Origin of the sequence: Pseudaminobacter soli (ex Li et al. 2025), from assembly GCF_003012705.1 — a bacterium.
In the GTDB taxonomy this organism is placed as follows: Bacteria; Pseudomonadota; Alphaproteobacteria; order Rhizobiales; family Rhizobiaceae; genus Pseudaminobacter; species Pseudaminobacter soli.
Genome location: NZ_PXYL01000006.1, coordinates 164,207 through 190,008, shown reverse-complemented (window position 1 = coordinate 190,008; position 25,802 = coordinate 164,207). Strand labels below are relative to the sequence as shown.

General features: G+C 62.9%; 20 protein-coding genes and 1 tRNA gene. 15 read left to right on the top strand and 6 right to left on the bottom strand.

What is annotated here, in order from left to right; all coding sequences use genetic code 11:
- Window positions 1–277 precede the first annotated feature (277 nt).
- A tRNA-Thr gene (locus C7I85_RS14125) sits at window positions 278–353 on the top strand.
- A 60-nt stretch (window positions 354–413) separates the two neighbouring features.
- Here the strand turns inward: C7I85_RS14125 and C7I85_RS14120 are convergent.
- Complete coding sequence (locus C7I85_RS14120; protein WP_106724629.1) at window positions 414–878, bottom strand: Lrp/AsnC family transcriptional regulator; 465 nt, start codon at window positions 876–878, stop codon at window positions 414–416.
- A 233-nt stretch (window positions 879–1,111) separates the two neighbouring features.
- Between C7I85_RS14120 and C7I85_RS14115 the strand changes: the two genes are divergently transcribed.
- From C7I85_RS14115 to C7I85_RS14105, 3 genes are read left to right on the top strand one after another with little or no spacing between them, the layout of a single operon-like run.
- Entirely contained in the window at window positions 1,112–1,747 is a 636-nt protein-coding gene (locus tag C7I85_RS14115; protein WP_245444956.1) for an AzlC family ABC transporter permease, read from the top strand.
- Complete coding sequence (locus tag C7I85_RS14110) at window positions 1,744–2,043, top strand: AzlD family protein (RefSeq protein WP_106724627.1); 300 nt, start codon at window positions 1,744–1,746, stop codon at window positions 2,041–2,043. The genes C7I85_RS14115 and C7I85_RS14110 overlap by 4 nt, the downstream gene beginning before the upstream one ends.
- Window positions 2,040–2,825, top strand: coding sequence for an alpha/beta fold hydrolase (locus C7I85_RS14105; protein WP_106724626.1), 786 nt, complete (start codon window positions 2,040–2,042; stop codon window positions 2,823–2,825). Before C7I85_RS14110 ends, C7I85_RS14105 begins: the two co-directional genes overlap by 4 nt.
- 95 nt (window positions 2,826–2,920) lie before the next feature.
- Here the strand turns inward: C7I85_RS14105 and C7I85_RS14100 are convergent, their stop codons facing one another.
- Window positions 2,921–5,155, bottom strand: coding sequence for a methyl-accepting chemotaxis protein (locus tag C7I85_RS14100; protein ID WP_106724625.1), 2,235 nt, complete (start codon window positions 5,153–5,155; stop codon window positions 2,921–2,923).
- Between the two features lie 186 nt (window positions 5,156–5,341).
- On the bottom strand, window positions 5,342–5,956 hold the full coding sequence (locus C7I85_RS14095) for a hypothetical protein (protein WP_245444941.1): 615 nt from the start codon (window positions 5,954–5,956) through the stop codon (window positions 5,342–5,344).
- A gap of 277 nt (window positions 5,957–6,233) precedes the next feature.
- Here C7I85_RS14095 and C7I85_RS14090 point away from each other — a divergent pair, with 277 nt between their 5' ends.
- The 5 genes from C7I85_RS14090 to asnB all read left to right on the top strand — a co-directional run bounded on the left by C7I85_RS14090 (window position 6,234) and on the right by asnB (window position 14,043).
- Window positions 6,234–7,427 (top strand): GNAT family N-acetyltransferase, encoded by a 1,194-nt coding sequence (locus C7I85_RS14090; protein ID WP_106724624.1) that lies wholly within the window; start codon window positions 6,234–6,236, stop codon window positions 7,425–7,427.
- Window positions 7,428–7,480: 53 nt separating this feature from the next.
- Window positions 7,481–9,445, top strand: a complete 1,965-nt coding sequence (locus C7I85_RS14085) for a heparinase II/III family protein (protein WP_106724623.1) — start codon at window positions 7,481–7,483, stop codon at window positions 9,443–9,445.
- A gap of 89 nt (window positions 9,446–9,534) precedes the next feature.
- Window positions 9,535–10,848, top strand: coding sequence for a nucleotide sugar dehydrogenase (locus C7I85_RS14080; protein ID WP_106724622.1), 1,314 nt, complete (start codon window positions 9,535–9,537; stop codon window positions 10,846–10,848).
- Window positions 10,829–12,094 carry a glycosyltransferase family 4 protein gene (locus tag C7I85_RS14075; RefSeq protein WP_106724621.1) on the top strand — a complete coding sequence of 422 codons (1,266 nt, stop codon included), beginning with the start codon at window positions 10,829–10,831 and terminating at the stop codon, window positions 12,092–12,094. Before C7I85_RS14080 ends, C7I85_RS14075 begins: the two co-directional genes overlap by 20 nt.
- 11 nt (window positions 12,095–12,105) lie before the next feature.
- Window positions 12,106–14,043, top strand: a complete 1,938-nt coding sequence (gene asnB, locus C7I85_RS14070; RefSeq protein ID WP_106724620.1) for an asparagine synthase (glutamine-hydrolyzing) — start codon at window positions 12,106–12,108, stop codon at window positions 14,041–14,043.
- Here asnB and C7I85_RS14065 read toward each other — a convergent pair.
- From C7I85_RS14065 to C7I85_RS14055, 3 genes are all read right to left on the bottom strand, one after another.
- On the bottom strand, window positions 14,013–15,110 hold the full coding sequence (locus C7I85_RS14065) for a glycosyltransferase family 4 protein (protein WP_181257179.1): 1,098 nt from the start codon (window positions 15,108–15,110) through the stop codon (window positions 14,013–14,015). The genes asnB and C7I85_RS14065 overlap by 31 nt on opposite strands.
- Before the next feature lie 48 nt (window positions 15,111–15,158).
- Window positions 15,159–17,084 (bottom strand): GumC family protein, encoded by a 1,926-nt coding sequence (locus C7I85_RS14060; protein ID WP_106724618.1) that lies wholly within the window; start codon window positions 17,082–17,084, stop codon window positions 15,159–15,161.
- Window positions 17,085–17,251: 167 nt separating this feature from the next.
- Window positions 17,252–17,608 carry a VanZ family protein gene (locus tag C7I85_RS14055; protein WP_106724617.1) on the bottom strand — a complete coding sequence of 119 codons (357 nt, stop codon included), beginning with the start codon at window positions 17,606–17,608 and terminating at the stop codon, window positions 17,252–17,254.
- A gap of 436 nt (window positions 17,609–18,044) precedes the next feature.
- On the opposite strand from C7I85_RS14055, the gene C7I85_RS14050 reads away from it, so the two are divergent.
- Genes C7I85_RS14050 through C7I85_RS14025 form a run of 6 tightly spaced genes read left to right on the top strand, consistent with a single transcriptional unit; the run spans window position 18,045 to window position 25,758 of the window.
- Window positions 18,045–18,290, top strand: coding sequence for an acyl carrier protein (locus C7I85_RS14050; protein ID WP_106724616.1), 246 nt, complete (start codon window positions 18,045–18,047; stop codon window positions 18,288–18,290).
- A 4-nt stretch (window positions 18,291–18,294) separates the two neighbouring features.
- On the top strand, window positions 18,295–19,500 hold the full coding sequence (locus C7I85_RS14045; protein ID WP_106724615.1) for an acyl-CoA dehydrogenase family protein: 1,206 nt from the start codon (window positions 18,295–18,297) through the stop codon (window positions 19,498–19,500).
- Window position 19,501: 1 nt separating this feature from the next.
- Window positions 19,502–20,425, top strand: coding sequence for an amino acid--[acyl-carrier-protein] ligase (locus C7I85_RS14040; RefSeq protein ID WP_106724614.1), 924 nt, complete (start codon window positions 19,502–19,504; stop codon window positions 20,423–20,425).
- Window position 20,426: 1 nt separating this feature from the next.
- The gene (locus C7I85_RS14035) at window positions 20,427–21,422 is read left to right on the top strand and encodes a DUF1839 family protein (RefSeq protein WP_106724613.1); all 996 of its coding nucleotides are present in this window, start codon (window positions 20,427–20,429) and stop codon (window positions 21,420–21,422) included.
- A gap of 41 nt (window positions 21,423–21,463) precedes the next feature.
- Window positions 21,464–23,971 carry a glycosyl hydrolase 2 galactose-binding domain-containing protein gene (locus C7I85_RS14030; protein ID WP_106724612.1) on the top strand — a complete coding sequence of 836 codons (2,508 nt, stop codon included), beginning with the start codon at window positions 21,464–21,466 and terminating at the stop codon, window positions 23,969–23,971.
- Window positions 23,968–25,758, top strand: coding sequence for an alpha/beta fold hydrolase (locus C7I85_RS14025; protein ID WP_106724611.1), 1,791 nt, complete (start codon window positions 23,968–23,970; stop codon window positions 25,756–25,758). Before C7I85_RS14030 ends, C7I85_RS14025 begins: the two co-directional genes overlap by 4 nt.
- The last annotated feature ends 44 nt before the right edge of the window (window positions 25,759–25,802 follow it).

Genomic DNA, 25,802 nt, shown 5'->3' with positions numbered 1-25,802 from the left:
CACAAGATTCTGATCGCAGTACCTGCCCCGTCCCCTGATACGCGCGAATCACGCGGCACGAACACGGCACCCAATCCTCACCCCCGAGGACGCCCGCAACTGGCTTGGGTCCGCTACCGGTCCCCCATCAGCCTTATCAATCGCCCCCACAATCGAGCGCACAGATATGGAATGTTTGAAAACGAACGCATAAATCACCACGAAGGCCGCTTGAATTTGCCGCGCAATGCGGCTATCACCCGCTCACCGTTTCGCGCCTCGCCGCGAAAACATGGTCGCCGCTTTAGCTCAGTTGGTAGAGCACATCATTCGTAATGATGGGGTCGCGTGTTCGAGTCACGCAAGCGGCACCACTAATTTCAAGCACTTGGCTAGAAATTCTGCTTTCTCGCACAAAAACCGTGGCCCAGGCCTTAAACCGGAATCTCCCATGAGGATTTGATCTTCTGCATCGGGATTTCCGTCTTGATGTTGCGGACCCCCTTGATGCGACCGAGGTGCTCGATCTGGAAGCGCCGATAGCCTTCGAGATCTTCGGCGACAACCCGTAACAGAAAGTCACTGTCACCCGCCATAAGATGGCATTCGATGATTTGCGGGAGCTTCTTGATCGCCTCCACGAATGCATTGACGCTTTCTTCGTCCTGACCGGTCAGCCAGACGCGAGTGAACAGCGTCAGTCCCATCCCGACTTTTGCCGGGTCGACGAGTGCTACATAGCGCTGGATGACACCCGCCTGCTCCAGCTGGCGCACGCGGCGCAGGGAGGGCGAGGGAGACAGGCCGACACGGTCAGCCAGGTCGATGTTCTGGATTCGACCGTCCTGCTGCAGCGTTCTCAGGATTGCCCGATCGATGGAGTCCAATTCGGTTGGCATGCGATTTCACCAAAGCAGCTTTGATTGATCACTGATGCCAATCTTTGCGGCAATTGAGCTATGAACGCAATCAACGACCATGCCGATTGGTGTAGAACCCCGCGCGTCGTTGGACTTCACAGGCAGTGCATGGTTTCGCTCTCATGACAGATACGAATTTGACACTTGACGCTCCGGTCGAGCGAAGTTCTCTTTCCGAAGGCTTCCGGGGCCTGAGAGACGCCTTGCCGGTCATGCTCGGCTTCGTGCCCTTCGCGCTCGTCCTCGGTTCCCAGGCAGCTCAGAAGGGGCTCAGTCCGATCGAGGTACCGCTGATGACCGGGCTGAACTTCGCCGGCGGCTCCGAGTTCGCGGCCGTCGAACTGTGGACCTCGCCGCCGCACGTTCTGCTGATCGTCGGCATCACGCTTCTCGTCAATAGCCGCCATTTCCTGATGGGTGCGGCCCTAGCCCCGCTGATGCGGCATCTGCCGAAACGCAAGGCGTTTTCGGCGCTCTTTTTCATGTGCGACGAGAGCTGGGCCATAGGGCTGGCCGACGGACGAAAGACCGGCTCGCGCTTGAGCCTTGGTTACTACATGGGCGCAGCGATCAGCCTCTATCTCACCTGGGTCGTGTTCACCGGCGTCGGAGCTCTGGCCGGTCCGGTCCTCGGCGATGTGAGGCGCTTCGGCTTCGACATGGCGTTCCCAGCGGTTTTCCTCGTCATGCTCGCTGGCATGTGGAAGGGCGTTTCCGCCGCCCGCCCCTGGCTCGTCAGCCTCGTCGTGGGCGCGGCCACCTATCTTCTCGTCCCGGGTGCCTGGTACGTTCCAGTCGGCGCGCTGTCGGGCGTCGCAGCCGCATATTACTGGGCGAAGCCGTCATGATCGACCCGATGACCATTCTGACCATCGTGCTGATGGCGTCCGTCACCTATATGACGCGGATCGGCGGATATATCTTCCTGCGCAACCGCACGCTGAGCCCGCGCGCGAGGACAGTTCTGGAAAGCGCACCCGGCTGCGTGCTCATCACGGTGATTGCCCCGAATTTCGTCACTGGCCATCCGGCCGACATTGTGGCACTCGGCGTAACCGTAGTCGCCGCGACGCGGCTTTCGATCCTGCCGACTGTCCTGGTAGCCATCGTCTCGGCGGGCGTCTTGCGGAGTTTCCTTGGGTGACGAAGATCGACGAGCAGGAAGCGTGGGTTCGTACCAAGGAGGGGCGCCTCTTTGCAAAAACCTGGACGCCCGGCAGTCCGGAAGCGGCTCTGCGCGCGTCGATCCTGCTGTTCCACGACTCTCTCGGATGCGTCGACCTGTGGCGCGGTTTCCCCGCGCTGCTTGCCTCGGCGACCGGGCGGCGCGTCATCGCGTATGACCGCCTTGGCTTCGGCCGTTCGGATCCCCATCCGGGACACTTGGAGTTCGATTTCATCGCGGCCGAAGCGCTCGACGTCGTTCCGCAACTGTGCGAGCAACTTGGGTTCGCCGAGTTTATCGCATGCGGGCACAGCGTCGGTGGCGGCATGGCTGTCGAGACCGCAGCGCACCTACAAACGCGATGTCAGGCGCTAGTCACCATCGCCGCCCAAGCCTTTGTCGAAGACAGGACGCTCAACGGGATTCGTGTTGCGAAACGCGATTTCCACGATGCCGCCAATCTGGCCAGGCTGGCAAAATACCATGGAGACAAGGCCAGGTGGGTAGTCGACGCCTGGACCGAGACATGGCTGGCGTCCGAATTTTCGAACTGGAATCTGGATGCGTCGCTCGCCGCGGTGTGTTGCCCCATACTCGCGATTCATGGCGAATTGGATGAATACGGATCTGCCGAACATCCGAACCGCATTGCCGCGGGGCGGGGCACGACGCTGATCCTTCCAAAGACCGGACACGTGCCGCACCGGGAAAATGACCAACTTCTAGCCGACACGATCGCCGAGTTTCTTAGTCGGGAATAGAAGCCCGGTCCGCGCGGCGTATTCTGAGCCGTATACAAGCAACGGCCGGCACGAATGCCGACCGTTGGCGCGGTGTGGCTCAGTTGCCGTTGACCTCAGCTTGCCAGCCGGTGTCTAGCCATCATGCCGACGTCTGCGTTGCGAGCGATCGCATCCGAAGGCCTGCTGCCCATCCGGAATTGAGCAAGCAGGTCGTTGAGAGCGATCACTTCGTTCGCCAGCGAATGGCTGGCGGCCGTCTGCTCCTCGACCATTGCGGCATTACGCTGCGTGCCTTGGTCGATGGAATTGATGGCAGAGCTGATCTCGTTGAGCGAGCTGGATTGCTCCCGGGTGGCGGCCACTATGGCTGCGACATTTCGATCGATTTCCTGTACGCGCTTGACGATCTCGTCGAGTGCTGCCCCGGTCTCGGTGACCAGTTCGACGCCAGTGCTGACCTGCTCGCCGGATTTGGTGATCAGCGACTTTATTTCCCGCGCGGCCGTTGCCGAATGTTGCGCGAGCTCCCGGACCTCCTGAGCGACAACCGCAAAGCCCCTGCCCGCATCGCCAGCCCGCGCCGCTTCAACGCCGGCGTTCAGCGCCAGCAGGTTGGTCTGGAATGCGATCTCATCGATCACACCGATGATGTTGGAGATTTCCTTGGAGGAAGTCTCGATGCCGCTCATAGCCACGACGGCACGCTTCACAACCTCGCCGGACTTCTCGGCGCTTGTCCGCGTGCGTTCAACCAAGGTGCCGACTTCGTCCGCACGCTTGGAGGTATCTTTCAGCGACGAGCTGATTTCCTCCATCGCCGCCGCAGTCTCCTCGACCGCTGCCGCCTGTTGCTCCGTCCGCTTTGCCAGATCGTCGGACGCCGCCCTAATTTCACCGGATCCAGCCTGAATGGCCTCAGCGTTCTGGCCGACCGAAATCAAAGCCGTCTGCAGTTTCTCAGCCGAAGCGTTGAAATCGCGCCGGACCTGGTCAAGCGAGCCAGCAAAATGGTCCTCGATCCGATGGGTCGTGTCGCCGTCGGCAAGCTTCTGTAGAGCTTCGGCCAGAGAGTCGACCGCAAAGCGCGTCTGACGCTCGCGTTCGGCGGCTTCCTCAGCGCGGCGCTGCTCTTCCATCGCGTCGCGATGTCGGGCCTCTTCCGCTTCCATTTCCAGCCGGTTCTTCGCAATGGTAGCGTCACGGAGGATGGCCAGCGAGCGGGCCATCTCGCCGATTTCATCCTGCTTCGTCGCTTCCGAAAGATCGATGTCAGTGTTGCCGGCGGCGATACCGCCGGTCGCGGTCATGACCCTGTCGAGCCGCTTGCGGAAACGTGCCGCAAGCAGGAAGCCGACAGCGGTCATCAATCCGGCCGCGATCGAGATGACCGCAATGGACGTCATGACGAGGGACGACAGGCTCGCGAGCAAGACGGATTTCGGCACCGAGACCACGGTATACCAGGTGGTGTCCGGCAGCAGACGGACCGGAACTGCAACCGCAATGCTGCTGTCACCCGACGTTTCGAGCAAATCTGCAGGCTTGCCCGGTTTCGCAACCAGACCGCCCCAGGCAGCAGCATCCAGGCCGGAATCCTTTAGTGCCTTTCCGCGGATCGACGCTTCGGGATAGCTGACGATGCCGCCATTGCCGGTGACGAGCGCCACATAACCTTGACCCAGCGGCTTGATCTTGGACAGGTCGTTGGCGAGGCTGTCGAGGGCGATATCCACCCCCACCGTTCCCTTGAAAGCACCGTCGAAGGCCAACGGCACCATGAACGATGTCATCACGACATCCTTGCCGGCGATGCTGTAACTATAGGGCTCCATGAGCACGGGTTTCCCCGTCTTCTTAGGGATTTGATACCAGTCGCCGGCACCTGGCTTCTCGTAATCGACCAAGGCCTCCAATTCGACCTTGCCGCCGTTCCTGACGAGATAGGGAATGTAGCGGCCGCTGTCGTCATGTCCGGGCGCATTGCGATAGTCCGCATCTTTCCCGTCAAAAGCGTTGGGCTCCCAACAGGTGCTGAGGCCGAGCGCCCAAGTGTTGTCCTGCATCCAGCGTGCGAAGAGGCGATTTGTAGCTTCACGATCCGGAACCGCGCCATCCTTCGCGGCAATCAGGTTGGACTTAGCGTTATACGCCAATCCTTCCACCCGGCTGAAGTAGGTCTCGACCCGTCTTGCGCTCTCCTCGGCGATAGTCGTCATTTCGGAGAGGGAGCGCTCTTCCAGCGCCCGATGCGAAAGCCAGACCAGGACGCCTGCCGTGGCGACCGTGGTAAGGACGCCGGTTGCCACAATGGCAAACATGTTGCGGCCGGTTGCCGTCTTTGGAAACATTGAATTCCTCCCAATTGCCCGGCTAAGCAGCCGCCGGGATATCCGCCCTGAGAACGAAACGTACCCGGGCTGCACCTAGGACGAATTCATTTCGCCAATAGCGATAGCGTGTTGGTCGTTTTCAAAAAGCTAACGTCGAGATCACCCGAGGGGGTGGGGTTTCCGCGGCGCCGTTGCCAACAAAGGCTATCGGCAGGTGCCGCTTTTCAGGGACTTCACCAACCGAGAGACGATCGGGTCGAAGGTCTTGGCCTGTTCTTTATCGTATTCGATCCTGAAATAGGCGGCGGCGCCATCGCAGATTGGGACCGCACGTTCATAGAAGACTCTATCGCCCTTCAAGCCTGACCAGCTGGCCCAGGTTGCCCCCTGCTTTCGATATGCGATGGTCCAGCCGTCGGAGACATCTAGATCGACGCGCCCTTTCACTTCGTTCTTGAAATCGTCCTCGAGCAGATAGCTGCCCCAGACACGGAGTTCGGCGCGGCCATCGGAAGATCGGGAAACCCCGCCGTCACCGTTGTCTGCTTCCGAAATAGCTGAAAAGCCGGGCGGAATGTCGACCCAATATTGGAAGCGAGCATTGCCATAGCGATGCCAGTCCGCGGCGTGGGAAAGCCCTGGAGCTAAAACGAAGAGGAAGGCGGCAAAAGCAACTATCTTTATTGCGGTAACATGCCGGCGGAGGAGGTTCAGGGAATCTGGCCGCATGTGATCGCTGGGCTCGGCTCCTCGCAAGTATAGATTGCACAACTCAACCGGCATGGTCTGTTGATTGATACTTGCCAGAAACCGCACCACGATGACCTCCTCGCCGGTTCACATATCCGGGTACAGCGCTGACTTTGTTAAGAATGCGCAAGCGACTACGAGAATAGAAAATCAACTATCCCGTAAGAAATATCACTGTTTGACGATCGCAATGCTGAAAATCCGGCAAGCCTCCAATTCTAGGCGCTCGTTAGACTATTCATTAAATCGTGCGGGATAATTTGCCGGCCGCACCCGGCATGCAAGCTCACCGATTCTGCCGGCAAAATCCGTTTCCGCCTTGCGGCGGGCTCATGGAGTACCAGAGATGAACTCACAGCTGAGCATGCTTGCGCACGCACGAGGCATGCTTTGCGGTGACTTCGAAGTCGAGACCTTCGCCCAGCCGTCGGATATAGAGCGGGAATGGCGACAGCTCGAGGCGAGCGGCGTCGCCACAATCTTCCAGCGCTATGACTGGGTCGACGCTTATGTCCGGAACGTGCTGCCGCACGAGGATGGGCGACCTGCGATCGTGCTCGGTCGGCTCGACGGCCAGCCGGCCTTCATCTTGCCTCTCGCCATTTCAAGGGTTGGGCCCGCGCGAATAGCGACGTGGATCGGCGGCAAGCATTCCGGCTACAATTTCGGCCTCTGGAGCCCTAAGGCAGCCGCCATGATGGCCCGTCTGCCACGCGCCGAAATCGAAACAATGCTGGGGAGCGTGCTTGAAAGCGCAGACTGTGCGGTGCTTGGCAGGACGCCGAAAATCCACAACGGCATCCCCCAGGCCCTCTCCGCTTTGCAGAGCAGCACTTCGTCCACGGAGGGCTATTCCTTTGACCTCGACGGCGGATTCGAGGCCGTGCTGGCGAGAAGCAAAGCCGGTGCGCGCACGCGTAAGATCGAAAAGAGGGAGCGCAAGATGGCTGAAGCCGGCGCCCTTCGATACCGTGTGTTGCGGGATCCGGCGGAGGCCAAGGCCGCGCTCGACTTCTTCTGCGAGCACAAGGCGCTGAGGCTCGCCGAGCAGGGCCAGCCCAACAGCTTTGCCGAGCCAGGGGTAATGAATTTCTTCCGCGAGTTGCTGGAACGCTCTGAGACGACGCCCGAGCCGCTACTAGAAATGGCGGAGCTATCGGTTGGCGGCAAGACGCGGGCCGTCATCGGCTCCGGGGTTCACAACGGCCGCGTGAATGTCTACTTCATGACCTTCGCCAGCGACGAGCTCGCAGCGCACAGCCCCGGCCGCGTGCTCACCTTCAGGCATGTCGAGGACAGTTGTGAGCGCGGTATGGCCGCCTTTGACCTCGGTGTCGGTTACGAGGACTACAAGACGCACTGGTGTGATGTCGTTCATGAGTTGGATGACGTATATGCGGCATTCACACCTATCGGCACTGCCACGATCACCACAATCCGGCTCGGGCAGGCAACCAAGAGTCGCATGCGCCGAAACGAGTTGCTGTGGCAGCATCTCAAATCGGCCCACGCGTATCTTTCGCGCCGTACGCCCACATAGCTCCGCATCGCGGCGTTAATCACAACGCAACCGCAGCTTGCTAAGCCACCACCATGTTGAAGCGGTTGAACTGGTATGCGCGGCGGCTCGCCGTCATGGAGCGCGGCGAGATCCGCCATCGCGTTCGCGAGCAATTGGCTCGGCGCGCCGCGCGGCGCGAGCGTAGAGACTGGGCGGATTTTGTTATCCCCGGCGCGCGGCCCACGCCGATACACCTGTTCGCACCACTGTTCGAACCCGCCCTCCCCGAGCCAGTTGAACGGCAATTGCAAACAGCCGCGGAAACGCTCCGCTCCGGCCATCTCAGGCTGCTCAATCGCGACTGGCCGGGTTCCGTCTTGGACAGTTCCGGGCGCGTCGATTCCGCAATCTGGACGCTCGACCCGGTAAGCGGAGCAAGCTGGCCCGGCGCCGAGCGATCTGCATTCGACATCGATTTTCGCTTCGAAGCCGGCCACGGAGACGTCAAATATGTCGCCGAACTGAATCGGCTGCATTTCCTGGCCTCGCCGGCCATTCATGCCCGCCGGGCGCTGGACCCGGAACTCGCCCGGGCGATCCTTAGCTCCATCATTTCGTGGATGGAGGCAAATCCGCCCGGCCGCGGGGTAAATTGGTATTCGGGCATCGAGGCCGGATACAGGCTGGTCTCGCTTTTATGCATCGTCGCCGCACTCGAACCATGGATCGATGCCGCGACCGGTGAACGGCTCGCATCCTTCGTGGCCGCCCACGGCAGCTGGCTGGCGCGATTTCCTTCGCTGCATTCGTCGGCAAACAACCACCTCGTTGCCGAGGCCATGGGGCTCGTTCTCGCCGCGCAACTGTTGCCCGAGCACCCAGACGCCGCGATGTGGCTCACCACCGGTAGGGCGCATCTGGAGAACAGAACGCTCGCCTTGTTCCACGAAGATGGCGTGGGACAGGAGCAATCGCCCGCTTACAGCGCCTTCACGCTCGAGATGCTGCTTATCGGCTTTGCCGCCATGGGTGCCGGCGCGCCGGGACCGAAAACGCGCGAGCGAATGGCACAGGCCGCCAGCGCCCTGAACGCATTCCTCGACGACGACGGTCACGCGCCGCTCATCGGAGATGACGACCAGAGTCGCGTGCTCATGGCCTTCGGCAGCGACGAGCCGCGCTACATCGCCTCGATCGCCGGCGCTATTGCTGGCTTCCTCGGTCGGCCGGATCTGACGCCGTCGATCCGCGACCCGCACTGGCGCGACATCGTGTTTGCCACGCCGCCATGCAGCCCTCAGCTGACAGACGGCACCATCACGTTCCCGCAAGGCGGCTATACGGTTCGGCGGGGCGAAATCGATGGCCGGCGTGTGCACCTCGTCTTCGACCATGGGCCGCTGGGATTTGGCGCTCTTGCCGCCCATGGCCATGCCGACGCCTTGTCGGTTTGGCTGTCGCTCGACGGCAGGCCGGTGCTTGTGGATGCCGGCACCCATCTCTACCATTCCGAGGGCGAGAACCGCCGCCGCTTCCGCGTCAGCGCCCTACACAACACCCTGACAATAGACGGCGCCAGCCAGAGCGAGCCATCGGGCGCCTTCAACTGGATGCCGAGGCGGGCAAAGGCAACGCTGGACTCGGTGGCACATGCCGCGCGGCTAGACATATCGGCCTCGCACGACGGTTACGCAAAACGATTTGGTGCCGTCCATCACAGGCGCATTGTCGAAACCACGAATGGCTTCGACATCGCGGACCGTTTGACTGGCACGCCGCCATCGGGCGAAGTCGAGATCGCCTTCCTGCTGGCGCCGGACCTGGAAGCATCGGTCGAGGACCACGGGGTCGTGGCACGCCGCGGCAGCCGGACGGAATTCACGCTTGTAGCGCCCGCAGGCGCCGCTATCCAAATCGTGCGCGCAGACGCTGCATCCGGACGCGGCTTCCATTCGCCCGGCTTCGGCATTCTGAGGGAGGCCGCAACCGTTGTCTTCCGGGCACCGGCGCGGCAAATGCACTGGCAAAGTTCAATACTAATAGATCCGCTAACCTGACCTTTACTTGTGTCGGATAGACCCTTCGCGACAGAATGCCAAGTATTTGAAAATCTTGGCGAAAGAACAGCTAGATTGGTTGAGTAAGTATGAAGGTTTCCGTTTTCGGACTGGGGTACGTCGGCACCGTCTGCGCGGCCTGTCTGGCCGACCGTGGTCATGAGGTGATCGGCTGCGATGTCAGCGAAGCGAAGGTAGACCTCATCAACGCCGGCAAGAGCCCGATCATCGAGAAGGATATCGGAGAGCTTGTCGCAGCCCATGTTGCGTCGGGCCGCCTGAGGGCCACCGTTTCTACCGAGGAAGCCGTGATGAACAGCGACCTGTCGCTGCTGTGCGTCGGCACGCCGTCGCGGGCCAACGGCTCGCTTGATCTGTCGGCGGTCCAGGCGGTTTCGCGCCAGATCGGCGCCTCGCTCGCCGGCAAGAACAGCTATCACTCGGTCGTCATCCGCTCGACGGTGCTCCCGGGCACGCTGTCCGACATCGTCGTGCCGTCGCTTGAGGAAACATCGGCCAAGAAGTTGGGCGAGGCCTTCGGCGCTGCCTCAAATCCGGAATTCATGCGCGAGGGCTCGGCGGTCGCCGACTTCAACACCCCCGCCAAGACGGTGATCGGCACCGACGACGAAACGACACGCGCGCGGCTGCTCGAGCTCTACAGTGGCCTTCCCGGCCAGATGATCCTCACCGAGCCGCGGTTGGCCGAACTGGTGAAATACACCGACAATACCTGGCATGCGCTCAAGGTCGCTTTCGGCAACGAGATCGGCAATATCTGCAAGGCGGCCGGCGTCGACAGCCACGACCTGATGCGGGTGTTCTTTGCCGACACCAAGCTCAACGTCTCCAATGCATATCTGCTGCCCGGCTTTGCCTTCGGCGGCTCCTGCCTGCCCAAGGACGTGCGCGCGATCAACGCCTTCGCTGTCCAGAATGACGTGGAAGCCCCGCTACTGAAGTCGCTGATGCCTTCCAACAAGCAGCAGATCGAGCGCGCGCTGGAACGGGTGCTCGGCTTCGGCAAGCGCAACATCGGCTTCCTCGGCTTCTCCTTCAAGGCAGGCACCGACGACCTGCGCGAAAGCCCCTATCTGGAACTGATCGAGCGCTTGATCGGCAAGGGCTGCGACATCCGCATTTTCGATCAGAACGTTTCGCTGGCAAAGCTCGTGGGCGCCAACAAGGCCTATCTGATGAATGCGATCCCGCATGTCACACAGCTCATGGTCCCCTCGATCGAGGACGTGGTGAAGCATTCGGACGTGATCGTGGCCACCAGCCGCTCGCCCGAATACGAGGCCGTGGTCGAGCATATGCGGCCGGACCAGGTGCTGTTCGACATGGCGCGGCTGCCAAACACGGATCGGATTGCGGGGATCTATGACGGCATCAACTGGTAGACGCGTCCTCATCATCGTCGAGAATCTGCCGGTCCCGTTCGACAGGCGCGTCTGGTCCGAAGCCACGACCCTGGTGAAAGCCGGCTATGAGGTTTCGGTGATCTGCCCGAAGGGCAAGGGCTACACCTCGTCTTACGAGGTGCTCGACGGCGTCCATATCTACCGGCATTCCCTGCCCCTCGATGCCGAGGGCGCGCTCGGCTATGCGCTCGAATACAGTGCCGCTCTGTTCTGGGAGTTCCTGCTGTCACTGAAGGTCGCGTGGCAACGCGGCTTCGACGCCATCCACGCCTGCAATCCACCGGACACGATCTTCCTGATCGGTGGCTTCTACCGGCTGTTCGGCAAGAAATTCCTGTTCGACCATCACGACATCAATCCCGAGCTCTACGAGGCCAAGTTCGGCCGCCGCGACTTCGGCTGGAAGCTGATGGTGTGGCTGGAGCGGCTGTCCTTCCGCATCGCCAACCTCTCGATCGCGACGAACGAGAGTTATCGCGACATCGCGATTACGCGCGGCGGGATGGACCCTGACAAGGTACATATCGTGCGCTCGGGGCCGAACCTGGACCGGGTGCGTGAGGTGGAGCCGGATCCGAAATGGCGCAATGGGCGTCGTTTCGTCGTCGGCTATGTCGGCGTCATCGGCAAGCAGGAAGGGCTGGATCTTTTGTTGGAGTCCATCGGCCACCTGGTGAATGCGAGGGGTCGTCAGGACATACAGTTCGTCATCTGCGGCGGCGGTCCCGAACTCGAGGCGATCAAGGTGGAAACGGCCGCGCTCGGCTTGAACGACTATGTCACCTACACCGGTCGCTGCCCGGACGAGATGCTTTTCTCCGCCCTGTCGACGGCCGACGTGTGCGTCAATCCCGACCGGCCGACGGCGATGAACGACAAGTCGACCATGAACAAAATCATGGAGTATATGGCGCTCGGCAAACCGATCGTTCAATACGATCTGCGCGAGGGTCGCTTTTCGGCGCGTGACGCATCGCTCTATGCCAAGTGCACCGATCCGGCGGATTTTGGCGACAAGATCGCCGAGCTGCTGGACGATCCCGAGCGCCGCGCGGCGATGGGTGCGATCGGCCGGGAACGGGTACGCAACGAACTGGCCTGGAGCCACGAGGCACCGAAGCTGCTGGCGGCATATGACGCCTTGTTCAAGTCGCCACGCAAGGGGCGCAAAGTCGAAACGCCTTACGCCGAGGTCGATCCCGCCGCACGCGGCGCCCAGGACTAGGACCCTCGCTCATGTGCGGCATCTTCGGATTCCATGCCAGATCACGCCTGTCGCTCACAGGCGAGCTCGACAAGGCCACCGATCTGTTGGCTCATCGTGGTCCGGACGGGCGTGGAACATTTGTTGCGCACAGCCCCGATAGCGACTGGCAGGTCGGGCTCGGGCATCGCCGCCTTTCGATCGTCGATATCGAGGGCAGCCCGCAGCCGATGCATTCGCATGATGGCCGCTACGTGATCGTCTATAACGGCGAAATCTACAACTATATCGAGCTCCGCGCTGAACTCGTAGAGCGCGGCCATCGCTTCGCCACGCTGGGCGACACCGAGGTCTTGATCGAGGCCTGGCGCGCCTGGGGCGAGGATTGCCTGGCCCGGCTGAACGGCATGTTCGCGTTCCTGCTCTGGGATACCGCAACGGGTCAACTATTCGCCGCCCGCGACCCTTTCGGCAAGAAGCCGCTCTTCGTCGCCAAGGGCGAAGGATTTCATGCCTTCGCCTCCGAGATCGAACCGCTGCGGAACTTTCCCGGAGTTGACGACCGGCTGGACCAGGATTCGCTACGCGAATATCTCAGCTATCGTTACGTCCCCGGTCCTGCCACTTTCTTCCGCGGCATTTCCAAAGTGCCACCGGGAACCTTCGTGGCGATCGACGGCGCCAAAATCCGCAGCAAGCGCTACTTCACGACGCCGTTCTCGCGCACCAAGCCCGATATCGACAATTTCGACGAGGCCGTGGCGCTCTTCGCCGACAAGCTCGACGAGGCAGTGCGGCTGAGGCTGCGTTCGGATGCGCCGTTCGGCGCCTATCTTTCGGGAGGACTCGACTCCTCGACCATCGTGGCGCTGATGAGCCGCCAGATGGCGAAGCCCGTGTCCACCTTCTCTGTCGGCTTCGACGCTCCCGGCTCCTCCGAGCTGCCCTATGCCCGACAGGTCGCCCAGGCCTTCGGAACCGACCACCATGAACTCGCCGTCGGCATGAACGAATTCACGTCGGTGTGGGAAGAGGCAGTGCTGCGGCGTGGAGCGCCGGTCGCCGAGCCCTCCGACTTGCCCGTCCTGCTGCTGTCGCGGCTGGCAAGCCGCAGCGTCAAGATGGTGCTCACCGGCGAAGGGGCCGACGAGCTTCTGGGCGGCTATCCCAAGCATCGGGCCGAACCCTGGGTCGCAATGTATCAGCGGCTGGTACCGGGCGCCTTGCACGATGGTCTGGTGGCGCCTGCGGTACGCGCCCTGCCCTATGCGGCGCGGCGCGTGAAGACACTGGCGGGCGTCGCCGGCGTCCGCGACCTGCAGGCCCGCATGGCGGCCTGGTTCGGCGGCGCTGACGGCGGTCAAGCCGAGATGCTCTATGCTGGATCGCCCCAACCGCGGGATCTCGATCCGCTGCCCTTCGCTTCGGACAGCGCCAGCAGCGCGCTCAAGCGGATGCTGCATTTCGACCAGACCTCGTGGCTGCCGGACAACCTTCTGGAGCGCGGCGACCGCATGATGATGGCCGGCTCTATCGAGGGACGCATGCCTTTCATGGATGTCGGCCTTGCCGAGCTCGCCGCACGCTTTCCCGACGCCTTCCTGACCGGCGCGCCCAAAGGCAAGCGCGTGCTGCGGGTATTGGCCTCCAAATTGCTGCCGCGTGAGATCATCGAGCGCAAGAAGGTTGGTTTCCGCGTTCCGGTGGAACAGTGGTTCCGCGCCGGCATGGCCGATCAGCTCCGCGACTTGCTGCAGAGCGGCGATGCGACCGTGCGACAAGTATGCAATGCCCGCGAGATCGACCGGCTCGTCGGCGAGCATCTCGGCGGCACGCAGAACCACGAAAAGATCCTTTGGGCGCTCGCCAATCTGGAGCAGTTCTTCCGGATATTCCGCCCAACCATCTCGGAAACTGCTACGCGGCGGCGCGAACCGGACTACCGGTTCGCCGACAGCGCCTTGCGATAGACCTCGCGCAGCGCCTCGATCATCGTCTCGAGGCGGAAGCGCGAAACGTAGACATCGCGCGAAGCGGCACGGAATTCTTCGCGCTGCGATGCATCCGCGATCAGTTGCGCGAGCGCACGCGCGGCGCTCTCAGGATCGTCCGTCGTGATCATCAGGCCATTCTGCCCCTCGCTGAGGACGTCAGGCACCGATCCGACCGGGGTGGCGACCAGGGCCGCACCGGCGCATGCGCCTTCCAGCAGGCAGACCGGCAGGACCTCGTTGCGCGACGGCAGGACGACGATATCGGCCTGGCGGTAGAGAGGCAGGATGGCGTCACGGGCGACCCAGCCGGTGAATTCGACCTGGCCGGAAAGCCCCGATTGCGCCGCGCGTTCGCGGAAGCCTGCAACGTCACCCGTCCCGGCGAGGACCGCGCGCCACCGTGGCAAATGCTCAGGCAGCAGTGCGAGCGCCCGAAGCAGGACGCTAGCGCCCTTCGCATCCGTCAGATTGCCGGCAAACAAAAGCTGGACGGCAGCCCCCTCCTCCCGCGCCTGCGGCGCATCGGGCGCGAAATCGGCAACGCCATTGGCCACTACGTCAAAACGCTCGGGCGGCATGCCATAGAACCGGGCAACGAAGTCGCGCCAATAGTCGCCGAGGACCACGATAGCGCCGGCTCGCTCGAAGACCTGCCGCAGAACCGGCACCCACCCCGGCCGACGATCGCCCGGCTTGGGAAAGGCAGAGCCGTGGAAATGGATGACGGTGGCAACGCCGGCGATTCTAGCAAGCAATTGCATCGACCATTTGCGCCAGGCCGAGGCATTCGTCGCTGTGTTGAGGTGGACGACATCGTAGCGCCTGGTCGCGAGCAGCCAAGCATAGCGCGCAAGCGCGATGGGGAAATGGAGCACCCAGCCCGCACCCGAGGCATCGCCGCGCGAGGCGAGAAATTCCATCTCGATGCCGATATCGGGGCGCGCGCGCAATTGTTCATCGACATGCGAGAACAAAGTCTCGATGCCGCCGCGGCCGGCCAGGCCACGTGGCACGATGCACAGAACGCGGATCGGCACGGCCACGGTCATACTCCGCGAAGCCGCGAAACAGGCTCGATGCAGTCGATCACGTCAGGCTACCTTATCGAGATCGGCGTCCGTCCTCACCGAGGCGAGGGAAACGGATACCGCACCTTCATTGGAAAGTGCCTCGAGCACCCACCGTTCGCGAGCGCCGGCTTGGTCGCCTTTGACGGCCAGCACCGCATGAGCGCTCATTTCGGCCGCCACACGGACCGGCATCCCGTGCTCGATATCGAGTTCGCCGGCATTGACCACGACGTCGTCATACTCGGCAGAAATGACTTCGAGCACCGCACGAAGTACATCTCGCGACACTCTCGCAATCGCCGCCGGCCGACCGGCATTGAGCTTGTGCAGCTCGGTATCGTGGCAGGTTTGGACCGCGTTGAGTGCCGACGCCTCTCCCAGGGCGACTTCGGCAAGGCCCGGATTGGATGCCGGCGCGTCGGCCGCCAGATCCAGGAAGATCACGCTGCGATCGCGCGCCATCGCGCCATGCGCCAAATCCAGTGCCGCCTGGCGCGCTATTTTGGGGTCGTCCAATGCGGTGACCAGCACCAGCCCGGCCGCCGGCGTGCCGGCATCGACTTCGAGCAAGGACGGCTCAGCTTCCGGCTGACGGGTCAGCAAGCCGGCGAAGAGATCGCGCAGGATCGCGATAAGGATCCCGACGAACAGCCCAAGCATCATGGCGGCGGCAAGTATGGGCACCCTTGGCGGGAAGGAAGGCGAATTCGGCACTCCAGCTTCCGCGATCACGCGCGCTGTGCCTGCAGCAATGCTTTCCTGCTGGGCCGTCTCCTTCGCGCGCACCAAATAGGATTCATAAACGACCCTGACCGATTGCGCCTCTCGCTCGAGTTCGCGCAACTTGATCATGTTCTGGTTGGTGGAAAAGGAAGCCGACGTAGCCTGCTGAAGATCGGTGTTGACCTTGTTCAGCGCGTCGACGGCCGTCTTGTAGTCGTCCTGTGCGATCGCAACCAGCCTTTCGCTCTCGGCGCGGATAGCATCCTCGGCTTGGGTCACTTCCCCCTTGGCAACGACGACGCGGGGATGAAGCGGGCCGAGCACCTGCTGCAGTTCGTTGAGGCGCCCCTTGGCCTCAGCCAGGCGGACACGCAATGCGCCCATGGAGCTGTCGGTATCGGTCGTGGCGGCGCCCACATAGCCGCGCGCGCTCAGCGCATCCTGCATGACCTGCAGCCGGGCCTTGGCCTCGTTGACGCGCGACAGCGCCGCGGACTGGCGCGCCGACAGATTGGTCAGCTCGCGGTCGCCAAGCAGCTGTCCTTCCGTCTGCGAGATATTATGCTCGCGCTTGAACGCCTCGACCTTTTCCTCGGCTTCGTGCAACTGGCTCTGCAATTCCGCCAGCCTGCTGCGGATGGCCGAAGTGACGTCACGCGCCGCGTTGGCGGCGGACGAGGTCTGGTCGGCGACATAGGCAGCCGCAACCGCATTCGCCAGCCGGGCCGACTTGGCGGCCTCCTTCGCGGTCACACTGATTTCAAGCACATAGGTGTTATCGGGGCGCGTTACTTCGATGGCCTTGGCAAGGTTCTCCAGCGCGACTTCTGAAGGATTGCGGCCGCCACCGCCCTGGGGCACAAATTCGGGGTCGGATGCGAGGCCGATCTGCTTTATGGCGTCGCCCAGCACTGCTTCGGATTTGACGACCTCGATCTGGCTCTCGACAAGCGCCATGTCGCCGCCTAGCCCCCGCTGTATGACCTCATTCTGGACGGCCCGCTGCTCGCGGGGATCCACGAAGATGCGGGATGTCGCGACGTAGCGGGGCGCGATCAGCGACAACGCAACGAAAGCCAATGCAACGAAAGCGAGCACGCAGGCAACGATCGTCCAGCGCCGGCGCAGGAGAGTCTCGATAAGGCCGACAAGATCGATTGCGGAATCGATCTGGCGGCCGGCCGTCGGGCTGCGGCTGGCCCTGTTGCCGGAGATGATGGCCATGCTAGGTGCTCCGCGAAGCTAAAGGCGGCAGACCCGCCGCATTGTTAAGAAACAATGCTCAAACAGCCTTAATATCGGGTTAAGTACGCCGGGCTTGGCCGGGTGAAGAACTCGACATCCATCTTTGCTGGCAAGAGTCGTGCATATGCGCACTACTCGACGGAAGGTCAGGCGAGCGGCGCTCTCTTATCCGTCGCACCCCGCGCCCTCGTGAGAAACCAGGCCAGCAACACTCCAACGACCCCACCTATTGCCTTCACCAGCATATCGTCGAGGCGAGCATGACGCCCGGGATCAACCAGTTGAAGAGCCTCCAGCCCCGCAGCTACGGCAACGATGAAAATCAGAGAGTACCGAAGATGCCGGGGGAAACCGGCACCCAATGCCAGACCGAAAAGCAGGTAGGCTCCGGCGCGCTCCAGTGTTGGATGCCCGGTTTCCGGCCTGAAATCGATCGGACATAGCGTGACGAACGCAATACCGATCAAAAGCACGATGCTCGCAATGCGTGAAATGGTTGTCATGGAGGGTCCATAAACGATGCTCAATAGGCATGCAATTCGGCGGGATGACCGGGAGCAACGGTCTGGCGTGATATTCGGGATTGTTTGATGATCGTCGCGCCGAAAGTCCGCTTTGAATATGCCTCCATCATCAAAGCCTAATGCAACATTTAGAACGTCATCCAGCCGTCAAGACTACGCAACCTCTAATAAAGCAATTGCATCATTACGGCAGAACCCACGCAACGTCTTTTGCCGTAGCGCCATCTAATTTAGCGGATGCGGCACGTGCAAATACACGATGACTTCAATCAACCAATTTGATTTGTAATTGAAATTATCTTGGAAACTTTTGGTTATCCATATGCCCACATACCCCGCCCATGTTAACCGCCCTACTGGAGATTGCGGCTTATGAAGCGATCCGAAGGACAGGGCATCTGGGACGGTAATTAAGATGATTGATCAAATTCGCTCGCTGTTTGTGGGGAACGAAACGCTTCCGTTCGATGTCGAAAAGCTAGCCGACCAGGACAATCTGTACGATGCGGGGATGACCTCGTTCGCCTCCGTCCAGATCATGCTGGCGATCGAAGAAAAATTCGACATCGAATTTCCGGAAGAGATGCTGACGCGGCGCACATTCGCATCGCTTGCCAACATTGCCGATGCAGTCACCAAGCTCACGACAGAGGCTGCGTGACGCCATGGATGTCGCTGAAACGATCAGTACCTCCCAGGGGGTGACCCGCGGCGAAAGTCCCGCCGCGCGCATGGCGCGCGTCGTTGCGATCGCCGCCAAATCCGTCGAAGCCGTCGACCGCGACGGGCGCTTCCCCCAGGAAACCATTGACGCGCTGAAGCGCGAAGGCCTGCTCGGCATCGCCATTCCGGCTGAACTGGGCGGCGAGGGACTGACCACTGCGGCCGTAGCCGATCTGATCGTCCAGCTGGGCCAAGCCTGCGGGTCGAGCGCGATGGTCTATGGCATGCACCAGATCCAAATCTCCAGTCTGGTCACCCATGGCGTCGGCAGCGAATGGCACCGGGAGTATATGAGTCGGATTGCCTCCGATCAGTTGCTCATGGCCTCGGCGACCTCGGAAGCGGGCGTCGGCGGCAATCTTCGCAATTCGATCTGCGCCGTCGAGATCGCGGACGGCTGCTTCTCGCTGACCAAGGACGCAACCGTAATTTCCTATGGCGCTCACGCCGACGCTATCATGACGACCGCGCGCCGGGCACCCGACGCCGCAAGCACCGACCAGGTGATGGTGGTTGTCCCGGTCAATGGCGACCTCAAGCTGGAGCGCACATCCGTGTGGGATACGCTCGGCATGCGTGGCACTTGCTCCGACGGCTTCCTGCTGACGGCGTCTGGTGACGCCGGGCAGATCTTCCCAAAACCGTTTTCCGAAATCGCGGCGCAATCGATGCTGGCCAGCTCGCACATCTACTGGGCCGCGACATGGTTCGGCATTGCCGCCGATGCCTTCGCCCGCGCCCAGGCCTTCGTCAAGCAGGCCGCACGCAAGCAGCCCAATGTGGTGCCGCCGGGCGCGCTGCGCCTTTCGGAGGCCGCCGCCAAGTTGCAGGAGATGAAGGGGCATCTCATCGCCGCCATCCGCCGCTTCGAGGCCGCGGAACAGGACGACGACGACCTTTCCTCGATCGGCTTTGCCGCCGAGATCAACGCCTTGAAGGTAGCCGCGAGCGAAAAGGCGGCCGAGGTCGTGCAACTGGCGATGCTGATCACTGGGATCCTCGGCTACAAGAACGGCACCCCGTTCAGCGTCGGCCGGCATCTGCGCGACGTCACTTCCGCGGCCGTAATGATTTCCAACGACCGCATCCATGCCAACACCTCGACGCTGCTCCTCATGAGCCGCTTCGATGCCAGCCTGGGAGTTTGAGATGGACACCGGCACATTCAGCGCAAAGAGCCTGCTGGACGATCTTTTCGACAACGGGATCCTCTTCGATTCCGGCGTCGATGGGCTTTACGGCCGTTCCGGCGTTTTCGAAGAGGTGATCGAACGTTTCGAGCGCCTGGTCACTCGCCTCGGCGCGCCGGACAAAGCAACCCGCATCCATTTCCCCCCCGGCATGAGCCGCGCCACTTTGGAAAAGAGCGGCTACATGAAGAGCTTTCCCCAGCTTGCGGGATGCGTGCACTCCTTCATGGGCAATGAGCGCGAGCATGCCAAACTGCTCGGCATGATGGCGGCAGGCGAGGACTGGACCGAGCTGCAGCAGCCCACCCAGGTGGCTCTGACGCCGGCTGCCTGCTACCCGCTCTACCCCACGGTGGCGGCGCGCGGGCCGGTGCCGGCGGAAGGGCTTCTGTTCGAGCTGTCGTCCTACTGCTTCCGCCACGAGCCGTCGCAGGATCCGGCGCGCATGCAGCTTTTCCGCATGCGGGAGTTCGTCCGGATCGGCGCCGCCGACCAAGTGAGCGCCTTCCGCGAAAGCTGGCTGGAACGCGGCAAGGCGATGATCGAGTCGCTGGGCCTGCCCTGCGAGGTTGACCTTGCCAACGACCCGTTCTTCGGCCGGGGCGGCAAGATGATGGCCAACAACCAGCGCGACCAGGGGCTGAAGTTCGAGCTTCTCATCCCGGTGACCAGCGAGGAAAAGCCGACGGCGTGCCTCAGCTTCAACTATCATCAGGATCACTTCGGTCAGACCTGGGGCCTGCAATTTGCCGACGGCAGCCTGTGCCATTCGGCCTGCGTCGGCTTCGGGCTGGAGCGGGTGGCGCTGGCACTGTTCCGCCACCATGGACCTGATGTGAACGCCTGGCCGGCAGCGGCTCGCGCGGCGCTCTGGGATGCCTGATATGAAGGCCGTGATCCCCGGCCTCGATCCGGCGACCTATCGGCCGCACCGGCTGCACGACGCGGAGCGACGCTGGCCGCAGACCAATTGCTATGTCGACCTGCTGATCGAGGTGCTGCACGCGACCGGCCACGACCCCGTGGCCGCGCTCGGCTTTACGGTGACGCAGGATTTCGAGGGCGACCAGTTCACCTTCTTCAAGTTCCCGACCGCCGACCTGCAAAGGCTCGCGGGCATTGACATTCAGGAACTGGCGATCTTCGACCGGCTGGAAACGCATTTCCTGACCCAGGTCGAACGCGGACGGCTGCCTCTGGTGGAAGTCGACGCCTTCTACCTGCCGGACACGAAGGGCATTACCTACCGCGCCGGCCATTCGAAGACGACCGTGGGGGTCAACGCGCTCGACCCGCAGGCCAAGCGCATGATCTACTTCCACAATGACGGTCTCTTTGCGCTGGAAGGCGAGGACTATGACGGGATCTTCGGCCAGTGGGACGGTGTGGCGCCTGGCGCTCTGCCGCTGTTTCCTTACGCCGAATTCGTGAAGTTCGACGCCGCGCCGCCTGCTCGCGATGAAGTGGGCACGGCAATGGCACTGCTTTCGCAGCATCTGGCGCGGCGGCCCAAGCGCAATCCCCTCGCCGCCTATGCGGCCGCGTTCGGCCGCCATGCCGAGGCGCTGGCAGCACGCTCGCCGGAGTATTTTCACACTTACGCCTTCAACACACTGCGTCAGGTCGGCGCGAATTTCGAGCTTCTCGGAAGCCATCTCGAATGGCTGGGCCAACATGGCCAGCAGGGCCTGGAAGAAGCGGTTGAGGCCGCAGGCCGTATCGCCGAAGGCGCCAAGGTCATGCAGTTCAAGCTCGCACGCGCAATGGCGCGCCAGCGTTTCGATGGCCTCGCGGCGTCGCTGGAACCCATGGCTGAAGCCTACGATGTGATCATGAAGGTGCTCGACGCCCGCATGGCAGCTTCGGCGAAAGCTGCCTGAGGGGAACGCAGGAATGGGGACGGCATGACCTGGAACGGTCGATGACGACAGCGATCCCGATCGCCGGGTTTGGCGAACGACTGGAAACGGGATGGCAGCTCGCCATTTCGCCGGCTGGTGCGTGGTCCGGACCGGCAGCTATCGATCCTGCCGCCGTGTGGCTGGATGCTGTGTGCCCAGGCACCGCGGCCGCAACGCTCGAAGCGCACGGCCTATGGCAGCGCGGCGCGCCGACGCCCCTGCACGACAAAGACGTCTGGTATCGCCGCCGGCTCGACGCCGCTGGGCCGGTGCGCCTCGTCTTAGAAGGCCTGGCGACAATCGCTGAAATCTATGTCGACGGCCGGCTGGTCCACACTTCGACGTCCATGTTCGTGCCTTGCGAAGTCCCCCTGACGCTCGACGGCGGGGAAACGCTGGCCATCGCCTTCCGCAGCCTCGACGGCCATCTCGACGCGCTCAAGGGCCCGCGCGCCCGCTGGAAGCCGCGGATGATCGACGATCAGCGGCTGCGGCTCGTGCGCACGACCCTGATCGGCCACATGCCGGGCTGGTGCCCGCCTTTCGACGTGGTTGGCCCTTGGCGACCGGCGCTGCTGGTCCGCGAGGACAAAAAGCCGCTGGTTGCTGGCGTCGATATGCGTGCCGATCTCGACGGCACAACCGGCGTACTCGACATCGAAATCACGCTTGCCGAGGCGTTCGGCTCGGGCGAGAGCGCCTCGGTCACCTGCGCGGGCAGGACCGTCGCGCTCAGCGGGCACGGACTGACGTTGACGGCTCGGCTCGAAATCGCCGATATCGCCGCATGGTGGCCGCACAGCCACGGAGAGCCCGTCCTGCACGGCGTGACGGCGACGATCGGGGACACAGAGATTAAGGTCGGCCGGGTGGGCTTCCGCCGCATTGAACTCGACCGCGGCGCAGACGGTCGCGACTTCCGCCTGCTGGTCAACGGCGTTTCGGTGTTCTGCCGCGGCTCGGTCTGGACGCCCTCGGACATCGTGGCGCCGGGTTCGGCGGCGCTTGAATCGGACCTGCGCCTTACGCGCGAGGCGGGCGTCAACATGCTTCGGGTCGCGGGCACGTTCGTCTACGAGGCCGACTCTTTCCACGCATTGTGCGACGAGCTCGGCATCCTCGTCTGGCAGGACCTGATGCTGGCCAATTTCGACTACCCGGCGCGCGATGCCGATTGGTGCGCGGCGTTGGCAGCTGAGGTCGAGGCCTTGCTGCGTCGCCTACGGAATTCGCCGTCGCTTGTCGTGCTTTGCGGCGGCAGCGAGATCGCCCAGCAGGCAGCGATGATGGGCGTGCCGGCGGCGATGGATCCGACCCCATGGTTCGACGCGGTGGTGCGCCCGGTCGCCGGAAAAGTCCGTCCCGACCTCGTGCTGGTCCCCTCCTCGCCACATGGCGGCAGCCTGCCCTTCACCGCCGAAGCAGGACCCGTGCATTACTACGGCGTCGGTGCCTATTGCCGGCCGCTGGAGGATGCGCGGCGTGCCGAGGTGCGCTTCGCCAGCGAGTGCCTGGCCTTCGCCAACGTGCCCGACCAGGAGACGCTAGATGTGCATCTGCCGGTCGCGCCCCTGCACGATCCGCGCTGGAAGGCGGCGACCCCGAGAGACATCGGGGCGTCCTGGGATTTCGAGGATGTGCGCGACCACTATCTGGAGCGCGTATTTGGCGTCGACGCCCGTCGCCTCCGGACGGAGGACGTTTCGCGTTATCTCGACCTGTCGCGCGCGGTGACGGCCGAGGTGGTGGAACGCACCATCGATGATTGGCGCCGGCCGGCGTCGCCCACGGCCGGAGCGTTGACCTTGTTCTGGAAGGATCTGGCGGTCGGCGCCGGCTGGGGCGCGCTAGACGCGACCGGCAGGCCCAAATCGGTGTGGCATGCGATGAAGCGTGCTTTCCGGCCGCTGCGCCTCATGCTCACCGACGAAGGCGTGAACGGGCTCTATCTTCACCTCATCAATGACGGGCCTCAGCCTGTCGCCGGCAGGCTAAGCCTGACCTGCCTGCGCGATGGCATGACACCCGTCGTCACCGGCAAACGGGACATCGAGCTTGCCGCGCATGGCGCGTTCACGGTTTCGGCCTTCGAACTGTTCGGCGCCTTCTTCGACATCTCCTATGCATATCGGTTCGGCCCGGCGGCGCATGAGGTAACGATCGCGCAGCTTCAGGATGCGCAGGGCATTTTGCTTGCCGAGGCTTTCCATGTGCAGCCTGGCGCCATGACGATGCGGCGCGATGTCGGCCTTCGCGCCCGAACCGAAGCCGCCGACCATGGCTGGCTGCTGCATCTCTCTTGCGCGCGGGCCGCATACTATGTCCGCATCGGCACCGGCCCTGACTACCGTGCTGAAGAAGACTATTTCCACCTCATCCCCGGCCGCGAAAAGACGGTGCGGTTGATCGGCCCGGTGGACTCGCCAGCGCCCATGGGGATCGTTTCCGCGCTCAACGCCGAGCGGACAGTCGCCTACGAGGCGGTGGAAGGAGCCGAGGTGGCGAAAGCCGGAGCCATGGCGTCGTGAGGCCGGTTGTTTTCGACAAGACGGTCGGCTGGCTTCACCCGGCATCGGGCCGGCGCGGCGTGGTGATTGCCGGCGCGCATGGTTTCGAGGATCTGTGCAGCCGGCGTTTCCTGACACTGATGGCACGCGAGATGGCCGCGGCCGGCCTGCCCGTTCTCCAGTTCGACTATCCGGGCTGCGGCGACGCGGCCGGCGATCACACCGAGCCCGGGCAGGTCGCCGCCTGGGTTGCGAGCATCGCTAGCGCCATCGACCAGCTGAAATCCGAGACGGGAGTGGCGGACGTGCTCGTGATCGGCTTCCGGCTTGGCGCACTGCTCGCGCCCGCCGCCGTTGCCGGCCGAAACGATGTCGCGGGCCTAGCCCTGCTGGCCCCGCCGTCGTCGGGTAAGGGCTATGTGCGCGAGATGACCGGGCTTTCGCGGATGATCGACGCGGCCCTGCCACCCTACCCTGACGCCGAACCGTTCGACGGCATGGCGGCTGCCGGTTTTAGGATAAGCGCTGAGACGGCAGCCGACCTGCGGATGTTCGAATGGCGCGATCGCCTCGCCATTTCGCAAAAACTCGACCTGCTGTTGATGCCGCCGCAAGTCACGCCGGCGCATTCGGACCTGGCCGAACGGTTTGCTGCCGACGGCGGCAGCGCTCGGATAGAGTCGTTCGACGGTTTTAGCCGCCTGATGAGCACGCCGACCGCCAGCGACATACCGCAGGCCACGCTCGATACGGTCGTGCGATGGGCGGCCGGGCTGAACCGACCGGGAGCCACGGTCTCTGTATCGGCCGATCGTGAGCAGCTGGTGCTGGAAGGCGACGGATATGTGGAACAGCCGCTGGTGCTCGAGCCGGCCCCGGAGATCTGCGGCGTTCTTTGCATGCCGGTCCGCACGGAAGTCAGCGACGAGGTCGTCCTTATCCTGAACGCCGGGGCGATACCGCATATTGGCTGGGCGCGCGGCGCGGTAGACATGGCGCGAGCGCTCGCGCGTCAGGGCATAGCGTCGATGCGGATCGACCTGCCGGGTCTTGGTCAGAGCGAGACGCCAAGCGAGAAACGCCAGTTCCTCTATGACAAGCGAGCCCGCGACGACGTGATCCAGATCGTCGACTGGCTCGAGCGCCGAGGCTTCGAACGGGTCTGCGCCATCGGCATATGCGCCGGCGCCTATCAGGGCTTCCATGCCGCGCGGCGCGATCCCCGCATCGCCCATGTGGCGATGGTCAATCCGCTTTGCTTTTCGTGGAACAGTTCATACGCCCTCGAAATGGGGCTGTCGAAGATCCGCGACAATGCGCGTGCTCCCCTGGCGCCAGATATGGATCAGGCCGCCGAAATGGACCCGGCGGCATCGGCCAAGGTCGGCCCATCTCTGAAATCGTCCGTCTCCAAGGTTGGCCGGCGCATGCTGCGCCGCAGCCTGGAGATATCGAAGTCAGGCCTGTCCAGGCTATCGTCGGCCCGTCCCTCGAAAGGCGGGTCAGTCGAACGCTGGATGAGGGATCTGACGAAGCGCGGCACAGAGGTGCTGGTCGTCAGTTGCGAGGGCGATCTGAGCCACGAGGAAATTGCCCGGCATTTTGGACCGGACGGCGAACGATTGAGACGCATGAGTGGCGTGACAATGGCGCTCATTCCTGCCGCCGACCATACGCTGACGCCCCTTCATGCACGTGTTCAGCTGACCGATCACGTCGCGCGGTGGCTGTCTTCCGCAGACGCCGCGCCGGCAAGCACAGGGACCCGGTCTTCGCAACCATCGAACATCGCCGGCGAAGCGCCGTGAAGGCGCGCTCGGACCGGCGATGCAAATAGACCCGCCCGGAAGCG